The organism is Soonwooa buanensis (assembly GCF_900167905.1).
In the GTDB taxonomy this organism is placed as follows: Bacteria; Bacteroidota; Bacteroidia; order Flavobacteriales; family Weeksellaceae; genus Soonwooa; species Soonwooa buanensis.
Window position 1 is genome coordinate 330,940 of record NZ_FUYZ01000001.1, and the last position, 17,682, is coordinate 348,621.

13 protein-coding genes and 1 tRNA gene are annotated in these 17,682 nt (G+C 34.3%); 4 read left to right on the top strand and 10 right to left on the bottom strand.

Going from position 1 to position 17,682, the window contains the following annotated elements; genetic code table 11:
* Nucleotides 1-74: 74 nt before the first annotated feature.
* Nucleotides 75-1,097 (bottom strand): 3-oxoacyl-ACP synthase III family protein, encoded by a 1,023-nt coding sequence (locus tag B5X62_RS01610; RefSeq protein WP_079665638.1) that lies wholly within the window; start codon nt 1,095-1,097, stop codon nt 75-77.
* A 222-nt stretch (nt 1,098-1,319) separates the two neighbouring features.
* Here B5X62_RS01610 and B5X62_RS01615 point away from each other — a divergent pair, with 222 nt between their 5' ends.
* Complete coding sequence (locus tag B5X62_RS01615) at nt 1,320-2,228, top strand: magnesium transporter CorA family protein (protein WP_079665639.1); 909 nt, start codon at nt 1,320-1,322, stop codon at nt 2,226-2,228.
* 124 nt (nt 2,229-2,352) lie between these two features.
* The gene (locus B5X62_RS01620) at nt 2,353-5,172 is read left to right on the top strand and encodes an aminopeptidase (protein WP_245797109.1); all 2,820 of its coding nucleotides are present in this window, start codon (nt 2,353-2,355) and stop codon (nt 5,170-5,172) included.
* 70 nt (nt 5,173-5,242) lie between these two features.
* On the opposite strand, the gene B5X62_RS01625 is transcribed toward B5X62_RS01620, so the two are convergent.
* Both B5X62_RS01625 and B5X62_RS01630 read right to left on the bottom strand, forming a co-directional pair.
* Nucleotides 5,243-6,007 carry a T9SS type A sorting domain-containing protein gene (locus B5X62_RS01625; RefSeq protein WP_079665640.1) on the bottom strand — a complete coding sequence of 255 codons (765 nt, stop codon included), beginning with the start codon at nt 6,005-6,007 and terminating at the stop codon, nt 5,243-5,245.
* 291 nt (nt 6,008-6,298) lie between these two features.
* A complete protein-coding gene (locus B5X62_RS01630) occupies nt 6,299-7,054 on the bottom strand; it encodes a T9SS-dependent surface endonuclease, AS87_RS02955 family (RefSeq protein ID WP_079665641.1) in 756 nt (251 codons plus the stop codon).
* Between the two features lie 246 nt (nt 7,055-7,300).
* Between B5X62_RS01630 and B5X62_RS01635 the strand changes: the two genes are divergently transcribed.
* A complete protein-coding gene (locus tag B5X62_RS01635; RefSeq protein WP_245797131.1) occupies nt 7,301-10,537 on the top strand; it encodes a hypothetical protein in 3,237 nt (1,078 codons plus the stop codon).
* Nucleotides 10,538-10,662: 125 nt separating this feature from the next.
* Here the strand turns inward: B5X62_RS01635 and B5X62_RS01640 are convergent, their stop codons facing one another.
* The 5 genes from B5X62_RS01640 to B5X62_RS01660 all read right to left on the bottom strand — a co-directional run bounded on the left by B5X62_RS01640 (nt 10,663) and on the right by B5X62_RS01660 (nt 15,666).
* Entirely contained in the window at nt 10,663-12,201 is a 1,539-nt protein-coding gene (locus tag B5X62_RS01640; protein WP_079665643.1) for a serine hydrolase, read from the bottom strand.
* Between the two features lie 78 nt (nt 12,202-12,279).
* Nucleotides 12,280-13,194 (bottom strand): ribonuclease Z, encoded by a 915-nt coding sequence (locus tag B5X62_RS01645; protein WP_079665644.1) that lies wholly within the window; start codon nt 13,192-13,194, stop codon nt 12,280-12,282.
* Between the two features lie 9 nt (nt 13,195-13,203).
* On the bottom strand, nt 13,204-13,782 hold the full coding sequence (rdgB, locus tag B5X62_RS01650; RefSeq protein ID WP_079665645.1) for an RdgB/HAM1 family non-canonical purine NTP pyrophosphatase: 579 nt from the start codon (nt 13,780-13,782) through the stop codon (nt 13,204-13,206).
* A gap of 10 nt (nt 13,783-13,792) precedes the next feature.
* Entirely contained in the window at nt 13,793-14,620 is an 828-nt protein-coding gene (locus tag B5X62_RS01655) for a CPBP family intramembrane glutamic endopeptidase (RefSeq protein ID WP_079665646.1), read from the bottom strand.
* Nucleotides 14,620-15,666 carry an ABC transporter substrate-binding protein gene (locus B5X62_RS01660; RefSeq protein WP_079665647.1) on the bottom strand — a complete coding sequence of 349 codons (1,047 nt, stop codon included), beginning with the start codon at nt 15,664-15,666 and terminating at the stop codon, nt 14,620-14,622. Before B5X62_RS01660 ends, B5X62_RS01655 begins: the two co-directional genes overlap by 1 nt.
* A 59-nt stretch (nt 15,667-15,725) precedes the next feature.
* Between B5X62_RS01660 and B5X62_RS01665 the strand changes: the two genes are divergently transcribed.
* Nucleotides 15,726-15,799: transfer RNA gene (locus B5X62_RS01665), tRNA-Arg, on the top strand.
* Here the strand turns inward: B5X62_RS01665 and B5X62_RS01670 are convergent.
* Together B5X62_RS01670 and B5X62_RS01675 are read right to left on the bottom strand one after the other, a co-directional pair.
* Entirely contained in the window at nt 15,765-17,327 is a 1,563-nt protein-coding gene (locus tag B5X62_RS01670; protein WP_079665648.1) for a recombinase family protein, read from the bottom strand. The genes B5X62_RS01665 and B5X62_RS01670 overlap by 35 nt on opposite strands.
* Before the next feature lie 98 nt (nt 17,328-17,425).
* Entirely contained in the window at nt 17,426-17,638 is a 213-nt protein-coding gene (locus B5X62_RS01675; protein ID WP_079665649.1) for a hypothetical protein, read from the bottom strand.
* Nucleotides 17,639-17,682: the final 44 nt, after the last annotated feature.

Below are 17,682 nucleotides of genomic sequence, written 5' to 3' on the forward strand. Positions count from 1 at the left end.
ATAAGATTTTCAATACTTTACAAAAACAAAAAAAGCACCCGAAAAGACGCTTTTTTATTGATATTTTTAAAATTTTAGTATTCGAAAAGGACACTTCCCCACGTAAATCCGCTTCCGAAAGCTGACATACATACCAAATCGCCACGCTTCATACGACCTTCTTGGATCGCCTCACTCAACGCAATTGGGATAGAAGCTGCCGTTGTATTACCGTATTTTTGAATATTGATAAACACCTTCTCGTCTGGCAAATGCAATAATTGTTGAACATATTGTGCAATACGAATATTCGCTTGATGTGGAATTAAAAGATCAAGATCTTCAATCGTTTTACCAGCTTTAGTTAAAGCTTCCATAATACTTTCTGGGAAACGCGTCACCGCATGTTTGAACACGAAATTACCATTCATAACAGGATAAATATCTTCTGGCGTTATCGCTTCTGGCTCTGTTAACAGACGATCTGCCCAACCAAATTTTGATCCTGGGAATTTCACTGCAAGCTCTTCCGCATATTTACCTTCAGAATGCATATTAACAGATAAAATACCCTTCGTATTTTCGTCTTCTGTCGCTGACAAAACTACCGCACCAGCACCGTCTCCGAAGATAACAGAAACACCACGACCTCTGTCGGTAAAGTCCAATCCAAAAGAATGAATCTCTGCACCAACCACCAAAATATTTTTATAAGTCCCAGAAACAATCAGCGCATTCGCAATACTCATCGCATATACAAATCCAGAACATTGGTTTCTAACATCTAGCGCACCAATTGTATCGCAACCAAGCATCTCTTGTAGCAAAACACCGTTACCAGGGAAGAAATAATCTGGCGACAACGTTGCAAACACAATATAATCGATATCTTTACCCGTAAGATTTGCATTTTTAAGCGCCATTTCCGAAGCTTTAAAGCCTAAGAAAGCACTTGTCTCTTCGCTGTCATTTCTGTCTTTACGATGACGTCTTTCTTTAATACCTGTTCTTTCGGTAATCCATTCGTCATTGGTATTCATCAATTTTGACAAGTCATCGTTTGTCACTATATTTTCAGGAACGTAATGTCCTACACCTGTAATTTTACTTTTATACATTTTCTAAATTTGTAAATCGCTTTGCAAAAATAATATTTTATTCATTACATAGAACTTTATTTAAGATATTATAACATTATTTCGAAAACATTAATAAATAAAGCGTTTTTAAATTAATTTAATATTAAAAACAAAAGTGATTAAAGCTTTTATTAAACTATTACAAAGTCATATTTTTAGCATAAAATACAAATAATTCCAAAAAATATTTAGCTTTGCGCTATGGCAATTGAAAGCATATTAAAAAACGAACATTGCGAGTGGTTAGACGTCGAAATGGCGACAGAAGATGACCTTGCTTTTTTACATAATCGTTATCATATTAACAACCTCCTTTTGGAAGATACTATTGACCCCAACCACTTACCGAAATATGAAGAAGTGGACGAGGTCAAATTTTTTCTGATGCGAGAAAACACTGATCTGGAGCGCCAAACACTTAACACGATAAGTGATGTTAGTACAAAATTGAGTCTTTTTGTATTGCCAAACCTCATCATTACAATTCATCGGATGAAAAGTAAAAGCATCCGCGAAGTGAATGAAGACATTGAAAAGCAACCTCAACTAAAAGAGATATTATCATCTGATCAATTAGCCTTAAAACTTGCGCTTCAAGTGATGAAAACTTATGACAATGAAAGTCAGCATCTAATGGAAGTTTTGGATAATATGGAGAACGAAATTTTCTTAAAAAACACCAACCAAACTAACCAAATCAGACGTCTTTATAAACTGAAACGAAAATCTGGACTTAACACCAGAATCCTAAATATCTCGTCGGATTGGATTAATAAATTCCATACTTTAAAGTTGGAAGATGTTGAAGTCATGGATTTAATCGACAAACAAAAAGACGTTATCGCGGATTTTGATCACCTTAATGCGCAAACAACCAACTTAATATCGATGTTTCTGGCTTTATCCGATCAAAAGGCTAATCAAGTTATGAAGCTTTTAGCGATGTTTTCGGTTTATTTTTTACCGCTAACCTTTATTGCAGGAGTTTACGGTATGAATTTCGACAACATGCCCGAACTAAAATATCCATATGGCTACTACGGAACACTAAGTTTTATGGCGCTTATCGTCATTGTGACCTTTATTTATTTCAGAAGAAAAAAATGGTAGTCATCAATAATTATCTATTTTAAATTAAAAAAATAAAATTATAATTCATTTTTCTAGAATTAATGCAGACTTGATAAAGAATTTCGAAAGTTTTTTTGCTAAATTTGAGTATTGCAAATATTTGATGAAGAAATTATTTTTTGGTAGCTTGTTTTTGATGCAGGGGATTTGGTGTTTTGGACAACAAGATAGCATTCGGATTTCGGCAAAATTGTCTGCTGATGCGCAAAACTTAATCGTTGAGCAGCAGATTGTATATCATAATCCTCATGAGGTTTCGATTGATAAAATCAAACTTCTCAATTGGGTTGCAGCTTACCAAAATCGAAATACGCCACTTCTTAAACGCAAACTTAAAGACCGAAAAAAGGATTTGTATTTTGCAAAACCGACAGAACTTGGCGCACTCAACAATCTTCATGTCGAATTTGATGGAAAAACAAAAGACATTGAGAAACTTCAAGAAGAATTTTTGTATTTAGATTTAGATCAAAAACTAGAACCACAATCTTCAAAAACCATCAAATTACGTTACGAAGTCAAACTGCCAAATGCAAAATTTACTGGTTATGGTATCGATAAAACCGACATTAATCTCAAATATTTTTTCATAGTTCCTGATAGTTTTGAAAATCAAGATCAATATCCCAAACATTTTTTAGATACCGAACAAAACTTAAATAGCGCTTCATATTGGGATGTTAATTTTGATATTCACGAGGCTTTTAAAGTTGAATCTAATCTTCATCATACTGGGATTTTAAAAAATGAATTTGCTGGTGTTTCTATCAACGATCCAGAGTTTTTTATTTCATTAAATAATATTGATAAAATCTCTGTCAATGTTGATGAACAAAAGATTGATGTTGTTTTTGGTTATCCGATTACACAAGACGATCGGGCGAGTCTAGAGTTTTATTTGCCGTTACATCTTAAGTTTTTAAAAAAGCGTTTAGGTCACCTTCCTGACAAAATATTTATTAGTGAAAAATTCCGTTCGGCGGAGAAGTTTGTGGGAATTGACGACATCAAGTTTTGGAAATTTCATTACAAATTGTTTGCAGATCCAGAGAAAATAGATTTGCATTATTTTGGGATTGTGTCCAAGCAAGTCATTAATAATCTTTTTGTTAACGAAAAAAATATTGATCATTGGTTAAAAAATGGATTACAGACTTATTGCGAATTTCAATATTTAAAAGAGTTTTATCCAGAACATAAGCTTTTGGGAGATCTTCCTAATCAAGCAAAAATTCTTGGGATGAAACCTTTGAAGATTTTCCATGCGTCGGATCTTAAGTTGACAGAACGTTATCCATTGGCGTATCAATATATTTTGACACAAAACCTCGATCAAAAAATCGACGAAAATTATGAAGATCTAAGTAAGTTTAACGCTTTTGCAATCAGCCATTTTGAAACGGGAATTCTGTTTTATTTTGTTGCTGATCAAATGGGTTTTGCAAAATTTAATTCATTTTTAAATTCGTATTTCTCAGATCATTTTCAGAAACCAGTTGTTGCAAGTGATTTTTTGTCAAAACTTGAGTGGGAAAGTGGCGGAAATTCTCGTTTTTTATCATCTTTAATTGAAGAAAAAAATCGTGTCAATTTTAATCTTAAAAAATTTGTACGAAAAGATGAGGCTTTCGATGTTAAAATAAATAAACTCGGGAAGTATAATCTACCATTTAAACTGCAAGCGGAAACCGAATCTGGACAAAAAGAAACGCAATGGCAGTACGCAGATTCTGAATCTAAAGTCTATCAAGTAAAAGCCAACGATGCAGAAAAGATTATTGTGAATGACGATTTTTCTTTTCCTGAAACCAATTTCAGAGACAATTATTTGTATACCAAAGGTCTTTTTTCGAATATGAAAAGACTTAAATTAAAACTGATAAAAGATATTCCAAATCCTGAATTTAATGAGCTTTACATTTCGCCGCGACTAAGTTTTAATGCTTATGATAAAGTGATGTTAGGTTTTAATCTTGTTAATAAAGGCGTTTTTGATCAAAAATTTGTCTATTCTGTTTCGCCCTATTACAGTACCGGAACTGGACAATTGACTGGTAAAGCTGGCGTTTCTTACAACATTATGCCAGCGGACAGCTTTTTTAGAAGTTGGCAAATTGGTGGTTCGGCGTCGTATTTCCATTACGATTATGATTTGGCTTATCAGACTTACAGCTTTTTTACTAATTTTTCATTTAATAAAAATCCTAGAAGTGCGATTGGTAGAAACTTATATTTCAGTTATGGACATTTCCAAAAAGATTTGGACGCGAAACGTATTTTAGCAAAAGAATATGGGAAATATAACTTATGGAATGTTGGTTACTCATATAGCGACAATGCTTTAATCCACGAAAAATACATTAATGCAGGTTTCCAATGGATGGAAGATTTTCAGAAATTATCGACTGAGGCTTTTTACCGTTGGGAATATATGAAGGATCGAAAAATAAGTTTTAGATTTTTTGGAGGTGTTTTCATCAATAACAATACGCAAAATAATACGTTCGATTACGGGATTTCTAAAGTGTCAAACTATGCTTTTTCTTACGGTTTGTTAGGACAAAGTGCAACAACGGGAATTTTGTCTCAGCAATATATTTTGGCGGAAGGCGGTTTCAAATCTGATTTTAAAACCAAAGCTAACCAATGGATTACAAGTGTTAATGTCGATTCTCACGTTTGGAAGATGTTTAACTTGTATGCAGATTTTGGACTTTACAAAAGCAAAGGACAAGGCGCAGACTTTATTTGGGATTCTGGTGTTAAACTAAAAATTATTCCAGACTTTTTAGAAGTTTATTTCCCAGTACAATCTTCTCTTGGTTTCGAACCTGCGATGAAGGATTATGGTTACAGAATACGATACACGCTTATCCTTAATCTTGGCTCGCTGTTGAGTAATCTTCGCCGAGGCGTTTATTAAGATATTTTTTAAAACAAAAAAAAGACCGCTCATAAGAACGGTCTTCATTATTTATTGAAGATTAATTCAATTATTTTTTGATAACTTTTTGAGAAACCGCTTGACCATTAACAGTCGCAGTTACAACATAAGTACCTTTTGCTAAGTTAGAAACATCCAATTTAGTGTTTTCTTTAACTTCAGCAGTTTTAACAACTTGACCAGCCATGTTGATTACAGATACGTTAGCAGCTTGACCGAAGATTAATTCGTTAGCAACTACTGTATTTTTTACTAAGTTAACTTTAGAAGCGTTAACATCACCAACAGCTAAGTTATCAGTATAAGTAATGTTAATTGACTTAATTCTGATTTGAGCAGATGTTCCTGTTTGACCATTCTTGATTACAACTGTAGAAGCAGGAGTAGATGGTGTAACTAAATAAGTTGCATTAGTAGTATCAGCTGGGTCATATACTGTAGGTACAACAACGCCATCAACTGTTACAACTGCTGTAGATGGTGCATAGTTGTCAGAACCAACAGTACCAGAAGTTACGATTTTCACTACATTTAATTTAATACCTGTTGCAGCTTTTACTGCGTAAGAGTTACCGTCTCCTGTTGCATTAGAAGAGTAAAGTCTAACAGTTCCTCCACCTGCAGTGTAGAAAGATGGTGCATTGCTAGCTCCGTTTTTTTGTGCATCGTAAGTAATTTTTCCTGCTACGATATCACCAGTAGAAAGAGCTTGAGCGTTAGAAAATCCTTGATTGTTTAGAATATAATCAAAAGTTGATTGAGCTGACACTAAAGATACTGCAGCAACAGCTAAAATTGTAAAGATTTTTTTCATAATATAAAAAATTTAAGTTTTGTTAAAAATTGGACTGCTAATTTACAAATTATTTGAATTTAAAAACAAATGAATTAAAATTTAACAATTTTTTAATGTTGAAATTTAAATTGTCATTTTAATATTAGCCTTTTATTCAACCAAAATATCCTAGCAGCAGAAATAGTTTAGCAATTATTTCTTGTACAAAATTACGTCTTATTCCTTTTATAAAAACATGATTCATATTATGTTTTTATTAATAAAAAAGCCTCCAAAATTGGAGGCTCAACTATTTATTTAAAATAATAATTATTTTTTGATAACTTTTTGAGAAACCGCTTTACCATTAACTGTAGCAGTTACAATATAAGTTCCTTTTGCTAAGTTAGAAACATCTAATCTAGAGTTATCTTTAACCTCAGCAGTTTTTACAACTTGACCAGCCATGTTAATAACTGATACCTGTGCCTCTTGGCCGAAGATGATTTCGTTTGCAACAACTGTGTTTTTTACTAAGTTAACTTTAGTTGCATTAGTATCGGTAACAGCTTGTGTAGGAACAGTTACTCTAATGTCATCGATGAAAAATCTAGAATTAGAAGCTTTTTGTCCTTCGAATTTAATCTTAACTGCCTTATTAGCACCAGTTATATTAACTGTATAGGTCGTAAAACTACCTTTTACTAAAGTAACAGTAGCTTGATCCAAAGTCGCACCTGTTGCAGAAATTTTTAAAGTTGTACTTTCATTAGTACTATCCCAAGCTCCTGCTCTGAAAGTTAAAGTTGCTACGCCTTCAGCTACGATTGTGGGAGTAGTAATCGAACCTAAGTTTGATCCTGATCCTAATTTAACAGCATTATTTCCGCTATATGCATTTGCCAATGTCCATGAACCTCCTGTCTCATAGCTTGATAATGAATTGTTTGCAATTTGTCCACTCCATTTTCCATCATTACCACCAGTACCTGTAATGTCGTCAAATGTCGCTTCGAAAACAGTTTGTTGTGCACTAACAGTCATTGAGATAGCAGCAACTGCTAATAAAGAATAAAATTTTTTCATAATGATAAAATATTTAAGTTAAGTTTATTTTTCTGGTGCAAATTTACTTTTGTAAATTCCCTTTCAAAAGTTTTATGGGTTAAATAATCTTTAATAAAAATTAATCTAAAAAAAACTAACGAAAGGGCATCAAAGATAAACTTTTATTTTAAATACAAAATTTTTGTTAAAGATTCTCGTTAATCACTTGTAAATCTTTTATTCATCTGTATTATTCGTAGATTTACGGCTGGAAAAATTTTGAAATTGTATCGACAGATTTTTACTATTTTGTTGTTTTGTTTGGCTTGTTTTACAACACAGGCTCAAATTTTCACGTGGAAAAATCCAAATCTCCCCAATGACTCTATCAAAAAAGATAGCCTAATTTCGGCGAAACTTAGCAAGGATTTCTTTGTTAAAGATACATTAGACTTTATTAAAAAATCGCCGCAGCTTGTTTATGATGAAGAGGTTTTAGTAAAAAACACAAAATCTCGTATTCTCGGCGATCTTAATACAAAAGGTTCCATTGTAAGAGGGATAACATTCGGTAACAACCAAGGTTCTTCGGTGCAAAGCTCGATGGATATGCAGATTTCGGGGAAGTTGAGCGACGATGTTTCGGTATTGGCATCTATTTCGGATCACAATTTACCAATTCAGGCTGATGGTTATACACAGACTTTACAAGAGTTTGATAAGATTTATGTTCAATTAAATATTAAAAAACATAGCATTATCCGAGCGGGACATCTCGATTTAGATGATAATCAAACTTTTTTTGGACGTTACCAACGCCGAAGTATGGGCTTACAATTCCAAACCAATTGGGAGCAAAATGGCAATAAAACTTTTCTAGATATTTCGGGAGGTATTGCGAGAAGTGAGTTCAACCGAATGCGCTTTCAAGGTATCGAAGGCAACCAAGGTCCTTATCGACTTTTAGGGAAAAACGGCGAGCAATTTATCACCATTATTTCGGGTTCGGAACAAGTCTACATCGATGGCGTTTTGATGAAGCGTGGCGAAAACCTCGATTATATTATTAATTACAATACGGGCGAAATCACATTTACGAGTTTTAGACCAATTTATAAACAGAATTTCATTACCATAACTTACAATTATACGAACCGAAATTACACCCGATTTTTAGTAACAGGAAATCTCCAACATCAGCGAGAACGTCTCAAAGTTGGGCTTTCTTGGTTTATGGAAAATGATAATAAAAATGCGCCACTTGCGCTTAATCTTAGTGACGAAGACAAACAATATCTTATTAATGCTGGTAATAATGGCGACATGATGTATGCGCCTTCTGGTGTTAAAACCGAATACGACGTTAACAAAATTCTCTACAAAAAAATCTTTGACGGCTCGGCTTATCATTACGAATTCTCAACCAACAAAGATGATGAGTTGTATCAAGTAAGCTTTACGTTTTTTGGAACGGCTAAAGGTGATTACAGAATACAACAAACGACTAACAATGGTCGCGTTTTCGAATTTGTAGGACAAGGTTTGGGCGATTATCAGGCGGTTCGACGATTGCCAGCTCCTGAAAAGACGCAAGTATTTTCAACCAATGCAGAATATGCTTTAGAAAATGGTGTAATTGGCGTTGATGCTTCGATTAGTAATAACGATCTTAACCTTTTTTCATCAAAAGATAATAATGAAAATATTGGTTATGCCGCTCGCGTCTATGCTAACAAAAGTTTTATTAAAAACAATTGGAAAGGCACGCCGATGTTTGAGTATCAATACATTCAAAAGAATTTTAAAGTCTTGGACAGAATTAACAATGTTGATTTTTGGCGAGATTTTAATTTAACGGAAGAATTTAGTCACATTACTCAAAACAGATTTGTGTTTGGTTTTGACAACCTTTGGAATAATGCTACTTTTTTAAATTATAAATTCAATTATCTTGACGAAAAAGCAACTTACAAAGGCATTAAAAACGATTTAGGTTTCGGTTGGAAAAACGATAAATGGATAACCCAAGCCAGCGCGTCTTATTTGGATACCAAATCCACTTTGGTTAACTCGCAGTTTATCCGAGCCAATGCTACTGCCGAATTACTAGGTACAAAAGGAAGTTGGTCTGTTGGTGGCGCGATGGAGCATAACCTTAAAAAATATAACGACACACAACTTTACGATGTCACGAGTTTTAGCTGGAAAGAAATTTTCTTGCAAAAGAAAATCGCCGATAGCACACGTACAAAATTTTTGATGAAAGTCTATCTTAGAGATAACGACTCTATTCGAGATAATCGTTTACAAAAGATGAACAACATTCTTGGGATTATGGCGGAAAGTCAAATCATTAAAACCGAAAAAACACAGTTGTCAGCTTTGCTGCATTATCGTAAGTTTTTCTATAAAGATCAAACTTTAGCCAATGATCAAAACCAAGATTTTGTGGTTGGTAACTTAATGTACAACCAACAACTTTTCCGAAATGGTATGCGTTTGCAAGCTTTTTATGAATTGGGAAATGGCCAAGAAGCGCAAAGAGAGTTTCAATATATTAAAGTGACCGATGGGCAAGGCGTTTACAAATGGACGGATTATAATGGCGATGGTATTCAGCAATTGGACGAGTTCGAGGTTGCAGAATATATGGATCAGGCGCAATACATTCGCGTCTACACCAATACGGTCAAGTATTTAGCATCCAACAAAAACAAATTGCAATTGGCTTTGTTTGTAAATCCAGCAGTTATTTTTAGTTCCGAAAATGCTTTTCTAAAAAGATGGAATTTCAATGTGTCGTTGTTGTCGCAAAACGCTTTTATGAAAGGCGATCGCGTCGTTGTTCTCAATCCTTTTGCTAAAGAAAGTGATCAAATTATGAAAACCCAAAACATCTTATTTTCGGCTCTGTTTAATTCTACAGATAAATCTAAATGGAATGCCAATTATCGCTTCACTGCAAACGATAATTTACTCAACGCCAATTACAGTGTGGAAGAGCGTTCCCAAGATTCGCACTTCTTTAATTTGGGATATTGGTTTAACAAAAACTTCCGCACCGATTGGGAGAATCAACTTCAGAATGTCACCAATCATTCGCAGATGTTTAGCACCCGCAATTATCTTCTTCAAAACTGGGAAACCAAGCCCAAAGCCACTTATCGTTTAACAGAAAGTCTTCAAGCTGAACTCTTCGGAGCGCTTCGTCAAAAGAAAAGAACCGACGGCGACGAAAAACTAAAAGCTTACGAATTGTCAGGAACTTTGCAATGGGATCACAAGAAAACCTCCGTCAGAGCCAATTTCTCATTTATCAACAACGATTTTACAGGTAACAGTTTTAGCATTGTCGGTAACCAAATGTTGGAAGGTCTCAAAGCTGGAAAAAACCAAGTCTGGAGTGTCTATTGGCAACAAAGCCTCAACTCGTTTTTACAACTTAACATCAACTACGAAGGTCGTAATTCTGGCGAACGTACGATCCACACGGGCAGTATGCAGATTCGTGCGAGTTTTTAATGACTTAGAAATGAGTTTCGTCGAGATACTCTTTGCCCATTAAAAGTCTATGCATTTCAGCTTGCAAAAAAAACGGAAAGCCTAAATAAAGCTTTCCGATATACTATAGAAAATGAATATTAGTACTATTTCACTTTTTTTAAATCTAAATCTCCAAAGTCAAAACTGAAATCCGTAACATCAGAAATCGGTTTCATAGTTGCAGATTTCGCTTTCGCATTTTCATCAAAATCGACAACAAAAAATGCGTCTGCATCATAACTTCTGTCATCCCATTTAACAACAAAAGTATTGTTGTTATAAGGTAAAAGATCACCTTTTAATCTTGGTGAAGTTTTGCAATACAATCTATACTTTTTTCCTTCTTGTTTAATTTCAACATCACCAAACCAAGCATCATTATAAGTTCCTACAAATTGTTCAGGCTTTAGACTAAATGTTTTTTCAGCAGTTTTAACTTGGTCATAGACATCTTTCTTTTGTTTGTTAAAACGCTCTTCGTTTTTAGTCATTCTTTCCGAATAAGTTTTTAACCAATTGCGATCTTCAATGCCCAAATAACTATCTTTAATGGCGTTAGTCACCGTTGTGAAAGCTGCACCAGATTGTTGATTCGTCAAAGCTACAATCCCTAATTTCAACTCAGGAATCATTGTAAACAAAGTCACTGTTCCGATTAATCCTCCACTATGTTGAACTTGTAATTTCCCTTTAATATCGGTCAAAAACCAACCTAAACCATATCCATAAAAATGAGAATCATAAGGGTTTTTTGGCGCCACTTTATCTGAAATTTGTAACGACCAAAGCTCGTGTGCATTCTTTTCAGAAACCAAACGCTTGCCTTCTTTATTAACGAAATTATTCATTAAGAAAGTTGCCCAAGTCGTCATGTCTTCAACATTACTCATAATTCCGCCGGCAGCGTTCGCTGTCTCGTTCCAATCATGAGGAACAGCAATCGCTTTTCCATCAACAGGTGCATGTGCATCGATAATATTTGATGAAGATTTAGCACGGTTATAAGAACCAAAACTTGCCGTCATACCAACAGGTTTTAGGATTCTTTGCTCGATAAAATCAGCCCACGACAATCCACTAATTCTTGTAATAACTTCACCTGCAACGATGAACATAATGTTGTTGTATTCCAACTTTGTACGGAACGAATGATCAGGCTTTAGATAACGAACATTATGTACAATATCTTTAATCGTTTGCGTTCCACCTTCTGGGAAAAACATCAAATCACCTTGTCCCAAACCAAGTCCAGCACGATGCGTAATCAAATCACGAACCGTCACTTCTTTAGAAACATAAGGATCGTACATTTGGAATTCTGGGATAAATTTTGACACTTTATCGTCCCAATTTAACTTACCGTCATCCACCAACATCGCCAAAGCTGTTGCCGTAAAACCTTTAGAATTGGAAGCAATCCCGACTAAAGTTTTGCTGTCCATTGGAAGATTATTCTTCAATGATCGAACACCGAATCCTTTAGAATAAACCATTTGACCATCTTTAACAATACCTACTGACATCCCTGGTACGTCAAAAGTTTTGATGGTATTTTTGATGAGTTCGTCTAGCTTCGCTTCTGGCATTTGCGCCCAAAAAGTCGAAGTTGCTAAGACCAACGTCAACATTAATCTTTTCTTCATAGTTAACTTATTATGAAGCCAAAGATATTGAATAAATAAGGGAAAACTAAATAATTATCTTTTTAAAATACCGAATTTCTAAAGCTTAATACATTCTAAAGCCTTTGGTAGATAAGAATTTGGGAATGTTTGTCTCGCTTCGTTGGTCATCACTGTCAAATCATCATAACGATTAGAGAAATGCCCCATGATCAATTTACCAACTTCAGCTTTCTTTGCAATAGTTGCAGCTTCTTGCGCTGTCGTGTGCCCTGTATAATCCGCCATTTCTTTCAGTTCGTGTAAAAAAGTCGACTCGTGATACAATACGTCTACATTTTTTATTAAAGGAATAATATCTTCTTTGTAACGTGTGTCACTACAAAAAGCATAAGAAACCGAAGGTTTTGGATCTGTTGTTAATTCCGCATTTGGGATTGTTGTTCCGTCTTCACAAACGAAATCTTTTCCATTTCTAAGATTTTGATAATCGCAAATTTCGATTTCAGGATATTCAGAAATTGCCGCCATATTAAGATGACGCTCTTTCGGTTTTTCTTTAAATAAATAACCGTTGCAATATATCCTATGATCCAAAGGAATTGTAAAGACTTCTAGCCTTTTGTCCTCATAGATTTTTTCCGAAACTTTTTTATCCAACTCGTGATACACGATTTCGAAACCACGATGTGTTTCAGTAATTGTAAAAATTGTTTCAAGCATTTTCTTAATACCTTTCGGACCGTAGACATGCAAAGGTGTCGTCCTACCCAAAAGTCTGAAAGATGCGATTAAACCAGGCAATCCAAAACAATGATCGCCATGAAGATGCGAAATAAAAATATGATTAAGTTTAGAAAACCTCGCTTTTGCTTTCCGTAACTGAACTTGAGTTCCTTCGCCACAATCGATCAAAAACATACGTTCTTCCATCTCCAAAAGCTGTGCTGTTGGCGACGAATTAATAGTCGGAATTGCGGAATTAAAACCTAATATGGTCAGATATGTACTCACAAATTTATTTTACAAAGGATTTACTGAAAGATAGTCTAAAAATGTTTTAAGTGCTTTACTTCTGTGCGAAATTTTATTTTTTTCTGAAACTGGCATTTCTGCAAAAGTTGTATTATGATCGTCTGGCATAAAAATCGGATCGTAACCGAAACCGCCTTCACCAAAGACTTCTTTAGTTAAATTACCATAAACACGTCCTTCAAAATAATGTTCTCCAGAAGCATCAACCAAACATAAAACTGTGATAAAATAAGCACGACGATTGGTCTCGTCTTTCATTTCGTCAAGAACTTTTTCGATATTCTTTTTGAAATCGTGATCGCCAGCATAACGTGCAGAATAAATGCCTGGACGACCATCCAAAGCTTCTACAACCAATCCGCTATCATCACCAAGACTTGGTTTTCCTGTTTTTTCGAAACAATATTTAGCCTTTATTAAAGCATTTTCTGCGAAAGAATGTCCATCTTCAACAATTTCTTCGTTTAAGTCATAATCTGTTAAACTTAAAACAAAATAATCGGAACCTAAAATCTGTTGAATTTCTTCTTTTTTGTGAAGATTGTGTGTCGCAACCAATATTTCCATCGAGCATAATTTATCCTTCAAAGATACTAGCTTTTCTTCGAAAATAGAAAGTAAACGCCAACATAAATATGTTAAAAATCCCTACACCAATCAAAAAACTGTAGATTGGCTCAATCGGAAGAATACCTTGTGTTGTATCTGGACCATACTTCATCATGATTAAAGCCGAAATCAAATTATTGAAAGCGTGTAAAAGTATTGGTAACACGAGAGATTTTGTCTTTTCGTAAACGATTCCTAAAACTATACCCAACAAAAAAGCCCCAACAAACTGCCATGGATAGACGTGAAAAGCTCCAAAAATAAAAGCGGAAATAAGAATGCTTATTTTAGGATTTAATCCTGTTTTAATAATCGATTTTTGAATTAATCCTCGGAATAAAAACTCTTCTAAAAGTGGCGCCAAAATTACTGTCAACAAAATCATTGTCACATTATCCACCGCTAAGGCTGACATTTGATTGGTGAAACTTTTGTACAAATTACCGAAGAAATAACCACTGGTTGGGACCAAAGTCACCAAATATTCGGCAATCAACATCATCCCAAACATCAACGGAAACGCTAATATATAAGTGACGAATGTATTTTTTTTAAAATCAAATTTTAAATCGAGACCTTTGGGTTTTAAAACAAAAAATTGATAAAAAATAAGTGGCAAAACCATACTTAACATATAGCCAATCAGCATAAACCACGATGACGACGCATAATCGATATGAAAAACGTAAATGCATAAAGCGGCCGCAAATGCAATAATTGTTTGCCCAGCCATAAGACCGAGAAACAGCATAACTGCCGAGAAAAAATTAAGCGGTTGAACTGTAGATTTCATCATTATTTCAATTCTTTAAGATAATAAAGATTCTCTTTCGGAAATAATTCTGGATGGAAAATTTTAATATAATCTTTCAAAACCAAATCCGCACGTACAGCACCACTTTGGAAATAATCGTTTGCCATCCCAACTTCGCGGTTGTTAATCATATACAATTTTCCATTTTGGAAAACCTTCATTTTCGAATAATTAGGATTGATGTTTAACATCGCTTGTCTGGTTTGATAAGCACCGATATTCACCCAATATTTTGCATTTTCAGATTTTTTGTAAACTTCTTCAAAACTAAGTGGAATTGCATTAATTTCCGCATTTTCTGCTAAAATATAGTTTGCATTAGCATCTCGAAAATAATTAGCTGCTGCAGATTTTCCGCCTGGTAAAAACCATTGACTTCCGTACATTTCGTTACACAGAACTACAGGTTTTTCGGCACTTTTTGATGCTAACTGTTTCAGATATTGATATCCTGTTTCAATAGATTTGTATTTCTGTTCCGCCAAATCTTTAACACCGAATAATTCACCAAACAACAACAAATATTTTGACTTGTTAAGTGGCGTCGTCTCTAAATATTCGTCAAGGAAAATAATTTGAATATTGGCTTTTCTAAGAATCTCATAAGTATTTTCGAAGCTCGGAACATAGTTTGTAAAAATCGCATCTGGTTTTAAAGAAAGAATTCTTTCGACATCATATTTTTGTTCGTTACCGATATTTGCGATTTTGTTAGAAGCAACTGCTTTTCTAATATTTTCGTCAAAAACATACTCTGGACTAGAAAGTCCAACAATTCTGTCCACCAAATTAAGCTCTGTAAAGAAGCCTAACAACGAAGAATTGAGCAAAACCACTTTTTTGAAGCCTAATTTTGAGGAATTAAAAGAATTTTCGAATTTCCCTGACTTCAGGACAAACTGCTTTCCGTCATTTTTATAACTTAAACGTTCTGAAATAATTACAGCGTTTTCGGCAGTCGGAATTTCTTTTTTCTTACATGATGTTAAACAGAAAAATGAAAATAAAATAAAAAAAAGTGCTTTCATATTTCAAAGAAAAGAAAAAAGTGTTATATTTGCAAACCCTTACGAAACAAGGTAACAACGGCCTCGTGGCGCAACTGAATAGCGCATCTGATTACGGCTCAGAAGGTTATAGGTTTGAATCCTATCGAGGTCACAAGACCGACATTTGTAGATTTTTTTCTCTTATGTCGGTTTTTTTTATTTCCTAATCCGTTGTTATACTGATAGATACATTGAGCGACAATATTCATTTTAGGTGTTTGAAAACTTTTTCCGTCAAATTCGACTTTTTGAGGAAATATCAAACACCCTATCGTTCTTTTTGTCTGTAAATCGCCCTGTTGATAGAGGTTTGCAAGGTTTTCCATTGAGTCGAGAGCATTTTCTATTTTGGTTTTTATATCAAGTTCTTTACTCTCTGAAACAATATGCTGGATCTCTTGTTCCAAGTGTTCAATTTGTTCTTTTGTTATTTTTTTTACCTCTTTGTAATCTACTTCATCTAATTTATCTGCAAGATATTTATCTCTTGCTTTAGCAACCTTCTCATTAAGCTCATTAATCTCTTTTGATATGGACTTCCTTTTTGCATCTATATCAAAGGTGAACTGTTTGTAGTTATCTAAAAGTATATCTCTCATCAAATCTTTGATGATAGGATTGTATTCCAATTTCGAAATTTCCAATTCGAATAATTCATTTAATCGATCTGAATCAAAACGAAATCCGCATTTATAATGGCAATGATAATAGTAATACGTTTTAGACTTTCCTTTAGCCCCACTTGCCGTAAGATTTTTGCCACATCTAGGACAACGTAAAAGTCCACGTAATGGAAAACGTTCATTACCTAATACTCTTCCGCCAGGCCCTTCGACCTTCCTTTTTTTGTCCATAATCTGCTGCACCTGATTAAACAGTCTTTCGCTGATCAGTGGCTCATGTTTTCCATCAATGTAATAGGCCTCTTCCTGTTTATATTCCTCAATATATATTTTACCACAGTAAACCGGATTTCTCATAGCTTTTGCAAATGCACTTCTTGACATTGAAGCACCCTCTCTTTTGTTCATCTGCAATCGAACATGATCTGCGGGAATATGTCCTTTTGCAACCTCGTTAAATGCCCAGGCTATATTAGATCCTTCTGGCTCTTTGATGGCAATATACTTTTTGCCATCTTCATGGCTTCTATTGATATATCCATATGGAGCAATTCCCATCAATCTACCTTCTTTTTTTGCTCTCCGCATACCGTGAAAAGTGTTGAGTGCCCTTCTGTCATTTTCTACCTCGGGTGTGGATAGATAAATCGCAAGCATAAGCTTGTTTTCGGGAACAGACATATCCAATGGCTGTTCAATAGATTGAGGAATAATGTGATTTTTATGAAGTAAACTTATCATTTGATAAGCATCTGCAGTATTACGACTGAATCTGTCCCACTTGGTAAATAGGACTAGATTGCTTTTGTGACTTTTCTTTCTTATTTCAAGAAGATATTTTTTCCACTCAGGGCGATTAAAGCTTTTTGCTGAATGATCTTCAAATATCACTCTATTAATAGCTATATTGTTATTAGCACAATATTTTCTTAACCTTTCTTCCTGATCTCTTTGTGAATAACCTTTTTCAGCCTGTTCATCGGTAGATACTCTTATATACAGATCTGCAATAACCATTCTTGTAGTATTTCGTTAAAATTTAGTTTTAGATTCGCATCAAAGAAAATGATGCAGTAGAAATTCATCTTTCCGATATACCGCTAAGGTACAAATTATCAATCAGATGTAAAAAATTCTTTTAAAGTAAGTTTTACTATAATGTATAGAAATTCCATAATCTCTTCTGACTGTTCTTCGTTTACATCATGACCTGCTTTCCTTAATATCTGTAGCGCCGTTTCGGGAGGAATTTTTTTTAAAGGTATTGTTGGAATATATTTTTTAATTTCGGGTTGCTGGGATTCATTTTTTGATTTTGCTTTCTTCATAACAGTATGATTGAAGATTTGTTCTCAAACATTGTAATTTAATT